This window comes from Oceanimonas sp. AH20CE76, assembly GCF_039654065.1.
In the GTDB taxonomy this organism is placed as follows: Bacteria; Pseudomonadota; Gammaproteobacteria; order Enterobacterales; family Aeromonadaceae; genus Oceanimonas; species Oceanimonas smirnovii.
This window is the reverse complement of record NZ_CP155481.1, coordinates 2462157-2476050: the sequence shown is the minus strand read 5'-3', so window position 1 is coordinate 2476050 and position 13894 is coordinate 2462157. Positions and strand designations below refer to the sequence as shown.

Sequence of the window (13894 nt, the reverse complement as noted above, 5' to 3'; positions counted from 1 at the left end):
GAGCATGTCGTTACTGGAAGTAAAAAATCTGCGGATTGAATATCCGTCCCGTCACGGCGTTATGGCCGCCGTTGAGGATCTTTCCTTTAACATCGAAAAGGGCGAAATACTGGGCGTGGTGGGGGAGTCCGGTGCCGGCAAGTCGACCATCGGCAATGCCGTGATTGATCTGCTCAGCCCGCCCGGCCGTATTGCCAGCGGTGATGTGTATCTGGATGGCGAGAAAATTTCCGCACTGTCGCCCACCGCCATGCGCGCGGTGCGGGGCAAACGCATCGGCTTTATTTTTCAGGATCCCATGACCTCGCTGAACCCGCTGTTCACCGTGGAGTTTCAGATGGTGGAGACCCTGCTGGCCAACACCAGTCTCAGCCGGGAAGCGGCCCGTAAAAAGGCTGTTTCTCTGCTTGATGCGGTGGGCATTCCCCAGCCCGAGCTGCGCATCAAGCAGTACCCGCACCAGTTTTCCGGCGGCATGCGCCAGCGGGTGGTCATTGCCATTGCGCTGTCGTGCGATCCTGAGCTGATCATTGCCGACGAGCCCACCACGGCGCTGGATGTGTCGATTCAGGATCAGATCCTCAACCTCATTCGCGGCCTGTGCAAGGAGCGCAATGTGGGCTGCATGCTGGTGACCCACGATATGGGCGTGGTGTCGAACGTCACCGACCGTGTGGCGGTCATGTACCGGGGCAAGCTGATGGAAATAGGCCCCACCGAGCAAGTGCTGGGCAACCCGTCTCATGCCTATACCCGCAGCCTGATCTCCGCCGTACCCCGCTCCGACATTAAACTGCACCGGTTTCCGCTGGTGTCTTACATTGAAGATGCCAAGGAAAAAGCCAGCCTGGATCTGAAAACCCACTGGCTGGGCCAGAGTCAGGATCAGCGCGACTACGAGGGTGCTTTGCTCAGAGTAGAGCACTGCAACCTGCGCTTTGTGACCAAAGACTCCATTTTTGCCGCCAAGCGGGAATATCTGCAGGCCACCAATGATGTGAGCTTTGAGATTTTTGAAGGTGAAACCTTTGGTCTGGTGGGGGAGTCGGGCTCGGGCAAGTCGACCATTGCCCGCTCCATTACCGGCCTGTATCCGCCCGACAGCGGCAAAATCTGGTTTGAAGGCATAGAGCTCACCGCCATTAAAACCGAGCAGGAGCGCCGCCCGCTGCGCCGGCAAATGCAAATGGTGTTTCAGAACCCCTATTCGTCCCTTAACCCGCGCATGCGGGTGGACGACATTATTGCCGAGCCCATTCGCTTTCATCAGCTGGCGAAGAACGACGCTCAGGTGCGCGGCATTGTGGCCGACCTGCTCGATTATGTTGGCCTGGGCCGGGCCGCCGGGGTCAAGTTTCCTCATGAGTTTTCCGGCGGTCAGCGCCAGCGCATTTCCATTGCCCGGGCGCTGGCTACCCGGCCGCGACTGCTGATCTGCGACGAGCCCACCTCGGCACTGGATGTGTCGGTGCAGGCGCAGATCCTTAACCTGCTGAAAGATCTGCAGGACGAGCTCAAGCTTACCATGCTGTTTATCAGCCACGATCTGCCGGTGATCCGGCAAATGTGTGACCGCATCGGGGTGATGAAAAAAGGCACCCTGGTGGAGGTGGCTCCCACCGAGCAACTCTTTACCAATGCGACAGACCCCTACAGCCGCTCGCTGATTTCCCTGATGCCCGAGTTTAAGGGCATGTCCCGGGAAGGGCTGGATATTTTGGAACAGGCCTAGTGCCATCATTAACTCACGTAAATGGAGTGTGACATGAAAAAAGGACTCAACAGGATTGCAGCCGCCATGGTGGCTGCCGGTTTCGCCTTTAGTGTGCAGGCGGCCGACATCACCATTGCTTATGATGCCGATCCGGTCTCAATGGATCCCCATGAGCAGATCTCGGGTGCCACCCTGGAAATGTCGCATCTGGTCTTTGATCCGCTGGTGCGCTGGACCAAAGACTTTAAATTTGAGCCCCGGCTGGCAGAAAAGTGGGAGCGGGTAGACGAAAACACCATGCGCTTTTATTTGCGCCAGGGCGTAAAGTTTCACAGCGGTAACGACTTTACCGCCGACGACGTGGTCTGGACCCTTAACCGTCTGAAGTCTTCTGCTGACTTCAAGGCCATTTTTGAGCCCTTTGCCGAAGCCAAAAAAGTGGATGAGTACACAGTAGATCTGGTGACCAAAGGCCCGTTCCCGCTGGTGCTGAATACCGTGACCTACCTGTTCCCGATGGACAGCCAGTTTTATACCGGCACCACGGAAGACGGCAAAGACAAGGGTGAACTGGCCAAGCACGGCAGCACTTTTGCCTCTACCAATCCGTCCGGGACCGGCCCGTTCAAGCTGAAATTCCGCCAGCAGGGCGTCAAGGTGGAGTATGAGCGTAACGCCGATTACTGGGACAAGAATTCACCCGGCAACGTGGATAACATGACACTGGTGCCCATCAAGGAAGATGCCACCCGAGTGGCCGCCCTGCTGGCCGGTGACGTGGACTTTATCAAGCCGGTATCTCCCAACGATCATAAACGGGTGCAGTCGGCAGGCGATGTTAAGCTGGTGACCGAGTCGGGCACCCGCATTATCACCTTCCAGATGAATCAGGACAGGTTTGAGCCCTTCAAGGATGTGCGCGTGCGTCAGGCGGTGAACTACGCCATTAACCAGGAAGGCATAGTTCAGCGCATTATGCGTGGCTTTGGCACCACTGCCGGCCAGCAGGCCCCCGCCGGTTATGTGGGTCATAACCCTGAGCTGGTGCCCCTGTATGATCTGGACAAGGCCAAGGCGCTGATGGCGGAAGCCGGTTATGCCGATGGCTTCAAGATCAGCATGATCGCCCCTAACAACCGCTATGTGAACGACTATCGTATTGCCGAAGCAGTCAAGGCCATGCTGGCGCGCATTAACATAGATGTGGAGCTGAAAACTATGCCGGTGGCGCAATACTGGCCCGAGTTCGACAAATGCGCCGCCGACATGCTGATGATTGGCTGGCACTCCGACACCGAAGATACCGCCAACTTCTCGGAATTCCTCACCATGACCCGCAACGAGGAAACCGGCCGAGGCCAGTATAACTGCGGTCATTACTCCAACCCCGAGCTGGACAAGCTGATTGAAGAAGCCAACATCGAAACCGATGGCGACAAGCGCGAGGCCATGCTGCAAAAAGCCGAGCGCATTCTTTATGACGATGCCGCCTTTGTGCCCCTGCACTGGCAGGATCTGGCCTGGGGTGCCCGCAACAATGTACAGGCCGAAGCCGTGGTCAACGCCATGGACTTCCCCTACCTGGGTGATCTGGTGGTTGAATAAACCGGTAGGGATTAGTGAATAGGGAATAGGGAGGGAGCAGGGAATAGGGAGCAGGGAGTGGGTTTTGCCATTCCCTAATCCCTAGTCCCCAATCCCTGTTTTTTGTCCCTGATCCCGCTAATGGATATAGCAACATGTTTACTTTTTTACTTAAACGGGTGTTCCAGGCGCTGGTGGTGATGTTTGTTATCAGCCTGGTGGCCTTTTCGATTCAGGACAACCTGGGTGACCCCCTGCGTGAGCTGGTGGGGCAGTCGGTGTCGGAAGAAGTGCGTCAGCAGATGCGCGACGAGCTGGGCCTGAACGATCCTTTTCTGGTGAAATACAGCCGCTTTGTGGGCAATGCGCTGCAGGGCGACTTTGGCACTTCCTATTTCTTCAAACAACCCACACTGGAAGTGATTTTCGACAAGCTGCCGGCCACCCTTGAACTGGTGTTCTGTGCCAGCGTTCTGATTATTGCGCTCAGCATACCGCTGGGGGTGTATTCGGCCATCAAGCCCAGGGCCGTGCTGTCCAAGGTGATTATGGGCATCAGTATAGTGGGCATTTCGGTGCCGGTGTTCCTTACCGCCATTTTGCTGATGTATGTGTTCTCCATTGAGCTGGGCTGGCTGCCCGCCTATGGCCGGGGTGAACTTACCAGCCCGCTGGGCTGGGAGTCGGGGCTGTTTAACTGGCAGGGGTTCCGTAACCTGATTCTGCCGAGCATAGCGCTGTCTTCCATTATGCTGCCGCTGTTTATTCGTCTGGTGCGCTCGGAAATGCTGGAGCAACTCAGCTCAGAATATGTGAAGTTTGGTTGGGCCAAGGGCCTGGGCAAATATCGCATCTGGTTTGTGCATGCGCTGAAAAACACTCTGTTACCGCTGATCACCGTAGGCGGGGTGCAAATTGGCACCATGGTGGCCTACACCATTCTTACAGAAAAAGTGTTTCAGTGGCCGGGCATCGGCTTTTTGTTTCTGGAAGCCATTACCCGGGTGGATACGCCGCTGATCACCACGTATGTGATTTTTGTGGGCTTTATCTTTGTGGTGACCAACACCATAGTGGATTTGATCTACGGCCTGGTGAACCCCACCGTTAACCTGGCAGCAAAGGGATAAGCAATGAGCACCGAACTTTCTCAAAGCCGCTGGGCCCGTTTTCGCCAGTCGGACTTTCTTTATTATTTTCTGCGCGACAAGGTCGCCATGTTCAGCTTTGCGGTGTTTGTGGCGCTGGTGGCGGCGGCGTTTCTGTCACCGCTGATCGCCCCCCACAACCCCTATGATCTGGCCACCATTGACATTCTGGACTCCGAGCTGCCGCCCAGCTGGCAGGACATGGGCGACGAACGTTTTTTGCTGGGCACGGATGTGCAGGGCCGGGACATTCTCAGCACCATTCTTTATGGCTCGCGCGTGTCGCTGATCATCGGTCTGGGGGCGGTGGCGCTGCAGCTGGCCATTGGCATAGTAGTGGGCCTGAGTGCCGGCTATTTTGGTGGCCGCATTGATAACTTTTTAATGCGCATTGCCGATGTGCAGCTGTCGTTTTCCACCATGATGGTGGCGATTATTGTGTCGGCGGTGTTTCAGGCCACTCTGGGCAGTGACTTTTATGCCCGGTATGCGGTGCTGATGCTGGTGGTGATTATCGGGCTGGCAGAGTGGCCACAATATGCCCGCACCATTCGCGCTACCGTGCTGGCCGAGAAGAAAAAGGAATATGTGGAAGCCGCCAAGGTGATGGGCTTCAAGTCGGTGCGCATTATGTTCCGGCATATTCTGCCCAACTGCCTGTCGCCCATTCTGGTGATCTCCACCGTGCAGGTGGCCAACGCCATTATGAGTGAAGCGGCGCTGTCGTTTCTGGGCCTGGGCATGCCGGTAGACAAACCCTCGCTGGGAGCGCTGATCAGCATGGGCTTTAACTACATTTTCTCCGGCTCCTGGTGGATCACTGCCTTTCCCGGCATCTATCTGGTGGTGCTGGTGTTGGTGATCAACCTGCTTGGTGACTGGCTGCGGGATGTGTTCAACCCCAAGATTTATAAAGGGTAAAACACAGCTGTAAGCCGTCAGCTTTAAGCGATAAGTTTGTTCGTTATGGCCTGCAGGCACAGTGTTGTGCCTGTGGGCTTTTTTGTGTTCGTCATTCCGGTACAAGTTCAGCATGACGGATCCGGAATCCATACTACAGGCAACCTTGGTAGCTTTGCGCCAGCTGAAGCGGTATCTACAAACAACATCTACTTACAGCTGACAGCTTACAGCTCACGGTGTTTATGGTTATGATCCCACTTTTATTTAACCTCATTTTCGGAGCTCGCCTTGCTCGCTACCCTGTATTCGCTGTTTCCTCTGCCATTGCGCCGGCAACTGGCCGGAATATTGATTCTGGCGGCCATGGTCATGATGGCTGCCGGCCTGCTGGGCTTGCCCCTGGCTCCACACTGGGCGGGACTGGCTTATTGGGGAGCGGCAGCGCTGTTGTGGCAAGGGCTGGCCCGGCGTAACCGCACCCAGGCGCTGGTGCTGCTGCTGGTGGGCGGCGCTTGTCTGGCCTGGAGTGCAGGGCAGGGGGCAGACATAGATCCGCAGCGGCTGGTGGCAGGCAACAGCGGGCTGCTGTCCATGCTGGTGGCGGTCAGTTTTTTAAGCCTGGTGAGCCGGCCACAAACCGACGATGACGAACGTGCTCCCAAAGGCAAAAAGGCGCTGGCGTCTACCCTGGCGGCGGTGCATCTGTTTGGCTCTGTCATTAACCTGTCTTCTGTCTTTATTATCGGCGACCGGCTGGCAAAGCAAGGCAGCGTAACCCGGGAGCAGGCGCTGGTGCTTATTCGTGGTTTTACCGCAGCGGCCTTCTGGTCTCCTTTTTTTGCCGCCATGGCGGTGTCGTTAAGTGTGGCACCCAATGCCAGTCTGGTCCGCCTGTGGCTGGTGAGCATGCCGCTGGCGCTGTGCAGTTTGCTGCTGACCGGCTGGCAGCTAAGTCGCCGGCCGGCTCATACGGAAAACGCCCCGGTGCAGCACTTTACCGGCTATCCGCTGCATGCCGGCGGCCTGTTGTTGCCCGGTTTGCTGGCGATGGCGGTGCTGGCCATGCATCAGTGGCAGCCGCAGTTATCCATTCTGGCAGTCATCACGCTAATGGCACCGGCACTCACCCTGATCATGCTGGCAGTGAAACGGCAGCCACCGCTGGCGGCGGTAAACGGGCTGACCCAGGGCCGGCTGCCGCAAATGGGCAATGAGCTGGCGCTGTTTCTGGCTGCCGGTGTGCTGGGTTATGGTCTGGAAAGTCTGTTTTCCACCCTGGGCGGCAGCCTGCCGTTAACCCGGTTTGGTGCTGTGGAGGCCAGCGTCACTTATCTGGCTACGGTCGGGTTGTCGTTACTGGGCATTCATCCCATCATCTGCATTGCGCTGGCAGGTGCTGTGCTGATGCCGCTGGAGCCTGATCATACCCTGCTGGCACTGGTGTTTTTGTCGTCATGGGCGGTGGGCACCTCTACCGGGCCGCTTTCCGGCATTAATCTGGCCTTTCAGGGGCGCTACGGGCTCGATTCATTTCGCATTATGCGCTGGAACCTGAGCTATGCGGCCATCATGTCGGTATTGGTGGTGGCAGCTATTTTTATCCTGACGAGTGTGCCGGGGCTGGCATAAGCTGAAAGAGGGTGTCACAATCCTGCTGAACAGGGCAGTAATGAAGCCCACGGGAGATAAGCGTGAAATTTATCTGGCTCAAGGTGTTACTGACCGTGATTATCTTTGCCGGCCTGTTTGGTTGGGTCTACTACAAAGTAGCCAACGGCGGTATATGAGTGCACTGGCATAAAAAAACGGGCCGGAGCGCGAAGACAAATCTGCACAAAAAGTACACGTAAACCCGCTTTGGCCATTTGCGCAGGGGCGGGTTCTGCTGCATAATGTGCGCCTCGAATTCTGAGGTGCGGTGTGCTGGTACTCTTCGCATGCTCCGTCTACTTCTTCAATCAACCATATAAAGTTGCATCATGTCTGATTTATCACATTACAGAAACATCGGTATTTTTGCTCACGTTGACGCGGGCAAGACCACCACTACCGAACGTATCCTCAAGCTGACCGGTAAAATCCACAAAGCGGGCGAGACCCACGATGGTGAGTCCACCACCGACTTCATGGAGCAGGAAGCCGAGCGCGGTATTACCATTCAGTCTGCAGCCGTAAGCTGCTTCTGGAAAGGTCACCGTTTTAACGTTATCGACACTCCCGGACACGTTGACTTCACCGTTGAAGTATACCGTTCACTGAAAGTACTGGACGGCGGCATTGGTGTGTTCTGTGGTTCCAGCGGTGTTGAGCCTCAGTCTGAAACCAACTGGCGCTATGCTAACGAATCCGGTGTTGCCCGTCTGATCTTCGTAAACAAGCTGGACCGCCTGGGTGCCGACTTCCTGAACGTGGTTCAGCAGACCCGTGACGTGCTGGCTGCCAACCCGGTTGTTATGACTCTGCCCATCGGCCGTGAAGACGAGTTCAAGGGTGTTGTTGACCTGCTGACCCGTAAAGCCTGGATCTGGGATGACTCCGGTGATGCCGACAACTACACCATCGAAGACGTACCGGCCGACATGGTTGAGCTGGTTGAAGAGTACCGTGAAAAGCTGATTGAAAGCGCCGTTGAGCAAGACGACGACCTGATGGAAGCCTACATGGAAGGTGAAGAGCCTTCTATCGAAGACATCAAGCGTTGTATCCGTAAGGGTACCCGCACCATGGATATCTTCCCGGCCTACTGTGGTTCCGCGTTCAAGAACAAAGGCATGCAGCTGGTGCTGGACGCCGTGAACGACTACCTGCCGAGCCCGACCGAAGTTGATCCGCAGCCGCTGACCGACGAAGAAGGTAACGAGACCGGCGAATACGCCATTGTTGATCCGGATGCGCCGCTGAAAGCACTGGCGTTCAAGATCATGGACGACCGTTTTGGCGCCCTGACCTTCGTACGTATCTACTCCGGCCGCCTGAAGAAGGGTGACACCATCCTCAATAGCGCCACCGGCAAAACCGAGCGCATAGGCCGCATGGTTGAAATGCAGGCCGACGAGCGTACCGAGCTGGACTCTGCCCAGGCTGGTGACATCATCGCCATCATCGGTATGAAGAACGTGCAGACCGGTCACACCCTGTGTGACGTCAAGCACCCCTGCACCCTGGAAGCCATGGTGTTCCCCGAGCCGGTAATCTCCATCGCCGTTGCGCCGAAAGACAAGAACGGCTCCGAGAAGATGGGCGTGGCCATTGGTAAAATGGTTGCTGAAGATCCGTCTTTCCGCGTTGAAACCGATGAAGATTCCGGTGAAACCATCCTGAAAGGCATGGGCGAACTGCACCTGGACATCAAGGTAGACATTCTGAAGCGTACCTACGGCGTTGAGCTGATTGTAGGTGAGCCGCAGGTAGCCTACCGCGAAACCATCACTTCTCAGGTTGAAGACAGCTACACCCACAAGAAGCAGTCTGGTGGTTCCGGTCAGTACGGTAAAATTGACTACATCATCCGCCCGGGCGAAGCCAACACCGGTCTGGTGTTCAAGTCTTCCGTAGTGGGTGGTAACGTACCGAAAGAATTCTGGCCTGCCATTGAAAAGGGTGTTGCCAGCATGATGGGTACTGGTCCTGTTGCCGGCTTCCCGGTACTGGACATTGAGTTTGAGCTGGTTGATGGTGCCTACCACGCCGTTGACTCCTCTGCCATCGCGTTTGAAATTGCCGCCAAGGGCGCTTTCCGTCAGTCTCTGCCGAAAGCCAACCCGCAGCTGCTTGAGCCGATCATGAAAGTTGACGTGTTCACTCCTGAAGATCACGTAGGTGATGTAATTGGTGACCTGAACCGTCGTCGTGGCATGATCAAAGATCAGGTAGCTGGCATGACCGGCGTACGCGTTAAGGCTGATGTACCCCTGTCCGAAATGTTCGGTTACATCGGTCATCTGCGCACCATGACTTCTGGCCGTGGCCAGTTCTCCATGGAATTCTCTCACTACGCTCCCTGCCCGGCCAACGTTGCCGAGAAAGTGGTAGCCCAGGTGAAAGAGCGCAACGCCGCTGAAGCCAAGAAGTAAGTTCGGTTAATTCCGGTTACTTTGATAAAAACCGCTGCTTAGGCAGCGGTTTTTTTATGCCTGCAAATCAAGACTGCGCTTTACGCACGGAAAATGTCAGTACCACTTTTGCACTATCAGGTAATGTTGTTATACTCTGCTCATAACATTAGTTTCAGGTGGTTCAGATGGATGGACTCGACATCCTGTTAAGTATGCATGGCGAGCAGGTTCATCGTGACGATGGCTACTGGTGGAAAATTGAGGCTTGGGTTGTTCCGCCAACCAAAGAGCGTCCTCATGGCGTGCGCTATAATCTCACGCTGCATAATAAGTATAATAAGCGTGTCTTTGGGCATGACAATGCACATGCTGTAAAACCGCCAAAAAGTAAAAAATTCAGTGGTAAGCGTTACGAATATGATCACCTGCATAGAACATCAGTTGATCAAGGAACTCCTTATGAGTTCTCCGATTGTTATATATTACTTCAGGACTTTTTTGAGGGTATTGACAGAACAATTTCGGCAATAGAAGGTAAATAATATGAAGGCAAGAATTGGCATTATGTCTGAAAAACTCATTCGCATGAGATTACTGGCTATTGCACAAGGAAAATACAAACCTCAGCCGAATGAGCCAAGGGTTTGGTATACCTCAATTAACGCAATTTCTCAGATCCTTCGTCCGGAGAATATTGAGCTGTTACGGCTGATTGATTCAGAAAGACCCGAAAGTCTGACCCAGCTCTCCGAGCTGACAGGGCGGGCCAAGTCTAATCTCTCCAATACACTTAAAGTGTTAAGCGAAAAAGGGTTTGTTCGACTGGAGCAAGGTAGTGGCAAAGCAGTAAAGCCCGTTGCGCTGTTCACTGACTTTGAAATAGTCACAGACTCTGAACTTGAGCACTACCTGTTACAGCTGTCGGTGGCGCAGTCAGTAGCCTGACTTGCTAAAGAAGAGCTATCTCATCAAGTTCGTCACTCCGGCGAACGCCGGAGCCTTTCTCACTAAAATATAAGATTTTTATAGTCACAATTGAAACCCAGCCATGACTGGGCCAGAATAGCTGCATCAAATTGAAAGCCAGCAGGGCACGGCGGCCCGTAACGCTTGGGCGGTAGCGTGCCTGATGCTGATGTTTTATACAGTGAATTGGCTAATTTTCAGGTTGGCTGCGCATTATCTCCAGACCATGCTCGTGTACAACAAAACGGGCTGAAAAAACGCTGTATTTTGAGAAGATTAAGGCAGGCGAATGTTGATAACGAGCAAGCGGCCGTTGATAGTGAGCGTGCTCATTTTTGCTCACTGCTGCATACGGAAATTGAGTGATAATTTATTTATTATCAATGGGTTAGGTGTGGGTGCTGCTCTGGTGTGCAGGAAGAAATATGAGCGTGCTTACTATTATAATGTTAACCCAGGATGAGAACCTTGAAAGTATCATTGATGGCTGCGAAAGCGAAAAACGGCGTGATTGGTTGCGGTCCAGACATACCCTGGTCCGCGAAAGGGGAGCAGCTACTTTTTAAAGCATTGACCTACAATCAGTGGCTTCTGGTGGGTCGCAAGACGTTTGAATCTATGGGCGCACTCCCCAATAGGAAATACGCGGTCGTTACCCGCTCAGGTTGGACATCAAATGATGACAATGTAGTTGTATTTCAGTCAATCGAAGAGGCCATGGACAGGCTAGCTGAATTCACCGGTCACGTTATAGTGTCTGGTGGCGGAGAAATTTACCGAGAAACATTACCCATGGCCTCTACGCTCCACTTATCGACGATCGACATCGAGCCAGAGGGGGATGTTTTCTTCCCGAGTATTCCAAATACCTTCGAAGTTGTTTTTGAGCAACACTTTACTTCAAACATTAACTATTGCTATCAAATTTGGAAAAAGGGTTAACAAAGCTATGCAATCGACGGCAAAAAGCTTCGTTCGCTTCGCGCACTACGCCTTTTCCGCGATTGATAGCGACGTTATGACTTTTACGAACCCGCTTGTCATTGCGTCTTTTGAGATTTGAATAAAGGAAACATTTTAGTGGCAATCATATTCCAAAAGCTTGCTAGGCGTGGTTACCTCCCCGCTCAAGCTCGTAATACGGCCTATCTGCAATCTGATAACTGGGATGATTTCGGTCATAAGACGCTATTTACCCTTACTGTCTTTGATGAACAAGGTAATAAGCGAGAAATCGGTAATCTTAAGATCGGCTTTGTTGGTCAAGATGGGGGGTGGACTGAAGAGCAGATCGCGCAACAGTTCGATGTGTTGCCAGAAAATTTCTTTTCTCTGGGCCAGGATGCCGACTACTACCGAAATATTATAGATAGCCTATCTAATGATATGGCAGTTAATGTGCTAACGGCGCTAGGCGATGTCACTCACGATCCAGGCCGCTTGGCTATAGCTGAGAATGAAGGTGCTTTTAATACCTCGTTAATGAGGAATGTTAATCGTTCAACTATAGAGCAGCAGTTTCGTAGGATTCTACGACACGAGGCTCCACTTACAAGCTATGATTTTTTCTACCAGAAGGCGCCGAATGAACGTTATTCGGGTATTACAGTTGAGTTTCGCGTTGAGCCAAATACCAAGCCTTCTTCCAATATCCATATATTGATTGGCCGTAATGGCGTAGGGAAAACAACCCTGTTGAATAATATGGTAGATGCATTGCTTCCTGAGCGGGGGGATGTGGTGGAAACGGGCTATTTTGCTACGCGCTCTGCCTGGTCAGGTGCCGCCGCGCTTCATGATGATTATTTCGCAGGAGTTGTATCAGTATCCTTTAGTGCGTTCGATCCTTTTACCCCCCCTGAAGACCAGCCTGATGAGAACGCAGGGATGCGTTACTACTACGTTGGATTAAAAAAGCGAGTAGCTCAACAAGGTCAGGCCCGGTGGAGCCTAAAAGAAAAAGATGATCTATGTCGAGATTTTACTGGAAGTTTAAAACTGTGCTTTGCGCTAATGGCAAAACGAAATCGGTGGGTTAATGCTGTTATAAAATTGGAGTCAGACTTTAATTTTGCAGAAATGGACTTGTGCCAGCTAACCAGTGTATATGACGAAGATCTATCGGATAACAAACGTCAATTTTCTGAAACAGCTACAGCGTTGTTTGATCGAATGAGTTCAGGTCATGCAATAGTACTTTTAACCATTACAAAATTGGTTGAAACCGTTGAAGAAAAAACATTAGTCCTACTTGATGAGCCAGAAAGCCATCTTCATCCGCCACTGCTTTCTGCATTCACTCGGGCGTTGTCTGATCTACTTGTTAATCGTAATGGCGTAGCGATTATCGCCACTCACTCCCCAGTTGTTTTGCAGGAGGTGCCTAAATCATGTGTGTCTATTCTTCGAAGAACCCGACTGGTTTCAAACGTCGATAGGCCAGAAAACGAGACTTTTGCTGAGAACGTGGGTGTTTTGACGCGAGAGGTATTCGGGTTAGAGGTTTCAAAGTCAGGTTTTCATGATTTGCTGGCAGGCTCAGTTGATGAGGGTAAGAGCTATGAAGAAATAGAGCAGGAATATCATTATCAATTGGGTTTTGAAGGTAAAGCGATACTGCGATCGATGATAGCAATTAGAAACTCACAGGCAGGTGCTCAAGAATGAGAGCCATGATCGCCCCAAATGAAGATCCGCAGGAAGTTTATCAAACCTGTGTTAATAGCATTACAGATGGAGATCTACGCATTCGGCTAAATGCATTAAAAAATGTTATCGGCGTTGCAGCTAGTGATTACCATCAAAGGGCTACGGCTAAACAGCTTTATACTCTTCCTCCAAATGATTGTGGTAATGAAGATATAGCATTAGGTACTGTAACTAAAAAGGAGCTAACGACTGTCTATAGCACGCATATGGTGGGCAGGGCCAAGCCTGCTAGGGCAATATATGATTCATTGTTGTCCCGAGCACCATTAGGTCGATGCCCATTTTGCGGAATGGGACATGCATCTACTCTCGATCACTATTTGCCGAAAACCAAGTATCCGCAGTTGTCGGTTGTGCCACTTAATCTCGTGCCTTCCTGTAAGGATTGTAATACGGGAAAAAGCATTGCTGTTTCTTCTACAGCAGGAGATCAGAGTCTACACCCATATTATGATCATCAGAGCTTTGTTGATGAGCAGTGGCTTTATGCTGAGGTTATGCACACGGCGCCGGCGACTATCCGTTTTTATGTTCAGGCGCCGACTCACTGGGATGACATTTCTAAGGCGAGGGTCCAATCTCATTTTAGAGACTTTAAATTGGCAGCTCGTTATTCGGTAGAAGCTAGTAACCAAATTGCTTGTTTGAGAGATACCTTATCGCGTTATAGAGAGTTGTTGGGTGCAGAGGGAGTCAGACAACACCTAATGATTGAAGCACAGGCAAACTATCGGCAGCACAGCAATTCATGGCAAACAGCCATGTTTCAAGCGCTTGCTATCAGTGATTGGTATTGTGATAGGGGGTTTTTGTGA

At 52.4% G+C, this 13894-nt stretch carries 12 protein-coding genes; all 12 read left to right on the top strand.

Annotation, left to right across the window (positions count from 1 at the left end):
• Positions 1-4: 4 nt before the first annotated feature.
• The 12 genes from N2M06_RS12080 (at position 5) to N2M06_RS12025 (ending at position 13894) form a co-directional block, all read left to right on the top strand.
• The gene (locus N2M06_RS12080) at positions 5-1732 is read left to right on the top strand and encodes an ABC transporter ATP-binding protein (protein WP_317075814.1); all 1728 of its coding nucleotides are present in this window, start codon (positions 5-7) and stop codon (positions 1730-1732) included.
• Positions 1733-1765: 33 nt separating this feature from the next.
• Positions 1766-3319, top strand: a complete 1554-nt coding sequence (locus N2M06_RS12075) for an ABC transporter substrate-binding protein (RefSeq protein ID WP_317075815.1) — start codon at positions 1766-1768, stop codon at positions 3317-3319.
• A gap of 134 nt (positions 3320-3453) precedes the next feature.
• On the top strand, positions 3454-4428 hold the full coding sequence (locus tag N2M06_RS12070) for an ABC transporter permease (protein ID WP_019935945.1): 975 nt from the start codon (positions 3454-3456) through the stop codon (positions 4426-4428).
• A 3-nt stretch (positions 4429-4431) separates the two neighbouring features.
• Positions 4432-5367, top strand: a complete 936-nt coding sequence (locus tag N2M06_RS12065) for an ABC transporter permease (RefSeq protein ID WP_019935946.1) — start codon at positions 4432-4434, stop codon at positions 5365-5367.
• A 270-nt stretch (positions 5368-5637) separates the two neighbouring features.
• Positions 5638-6978, top strand: a complete 1341-nt coding sequence (locus N2M06_RS12060) for a hypothetical protein (protein ID WP_346350868.1) — start codon at positions 5638-5640, stop codon at positions 6976-6978.
• A gap of 350 nt (positions 6979-7328) precedes the next feature.
• Complete coding sequence (gene fusA / locus N2M06_RS12055; RefSeq protein ID WP_346350867.1) at positions 7329-9422, top strand: elongation factor G; 2094 nt, start codon at positions 7329-7331, stop codon at positions 9420-9422.
• A gap of 167 nt (positions 9423-9589) precedes the next feature.
• On the top strand, positions 9590-9946 hold the full coding sequence (locus tag N2M06_RS12050; protein WP_346350866.1) for a hypothetical protein: 357 nt from the start codon (positions 9590-9592) through the stop codon (positions 9944-9946).
• 1 nt (position 9947) lies between these two features.
• Entirely contained in the window at positions 9948-10349 is a 402-nt protein-coding gene (locus N2M06_RS12045; protein WP_346350865.1) for a helix-turn-helix domain-containing protein, read from the top strand.
• 177 nt (positions 10350-10526) lie between these two features.
• Positions 10527-10736, top strand: a complete 210-nt coding sequence (locus N2M06_RS12040) for a hypothetical protein (protein WP_346350864.1) — start codon at positions 10527-10529, stop codon at positions 10734-10736.
• Positions 10737-10838: 102 nt separating this feature from the next.
• Positions 10839-11312 carry a trimethoprim-resistant dihydrofolate reductase DfrA14 gene (dfrA14, locus tag N2M06_RS12035; protein WP_004201280.1) on the top strand — a complete coding sequence of 158 codons (474 nt, stop codon included), beginning with the start codon at positions 10839-10841 and terminating at the stop codon, positions 11310-11312.
• A 138-nt stretch (positions 11313-11450) separates the two neighbouring features.
• The gene (locus N2M06_RS12030) at positions 11451-13037 is read left to right on the top strand and encodes an AAA family ATPase (protein ID WP_346350863.1); all 1587 of its coding nucleotides are present in this window, start codon (positions 11451-11453) and stop codon (positions 13035-13037) included.
• Positions 13034-13894, top strand: a complete 861-nt coding sequence (locus tag N2M06_RS12025; protein WP_346350862.1) for a hypothetical protein — start codon at positions 13034-13036, stop codon at positions 13892-13894. The genes N2M06_RS12030 and N2M06_RS12025 overlap by 4 nt, the downstream gene beginning before the upstream one ends.

Coding starts and splice junctions, on each gene's coding strand:
- N2M06_RS12080 (WP_317075814.1), top strand. CDS start 5: ATGTCGTTACTGGAAGTAAAAAATCTGCGGATTGAATATCCGTCCCGT.
- N2M06_RS12045 (WP_346350865.1), top strand. CDS start 9,948: ATGAAGGCAAGAATTGGCATTATGTCTGAAAAACTCATTCGCATGAGA.
- fusA (WP_346350867.1), top strand. CDS start 7,329: ATGTCTGATTTATCACATTACAGAAACATCGGTATTTTTGCTCACGTT.
- N2M06_RS12070 (WP_019935945.1), top strand. CDS start 3,454: ATGTTTACTTTTTTACTTAAACGGGTGTTCCAGGCGCTGGTGGTGATG.
- N2M06_RS12065 (WP_019935946.1), top strand. CDS start 4,432: ATGAGCACCGAACTTTCTCAAAGCCGCTGGGCCCGTTTTCGCCAGTCG.
- N2M06_RS12075 (WP_317075815.1), top strand. CDS start 1,766: ATGAAAAAAGGACTCAACAGGATTGCAGCCGCCATGGTGGCTGCCGGT.
- N2M06_RS12025 (WP_346350862.1), top strand. CDS start 13,034: ATGAGAGCCATGATCGCCCCAAATGAAGATCCGCAGGAAGTTTATCAA.
- N2M06_RS12050 (WP_346350866.1), top strand. CDS start 9,590: ATGGATGGACTCGACATCCTGTTAAGTATGCATGGCGAGCAGGTTCAT.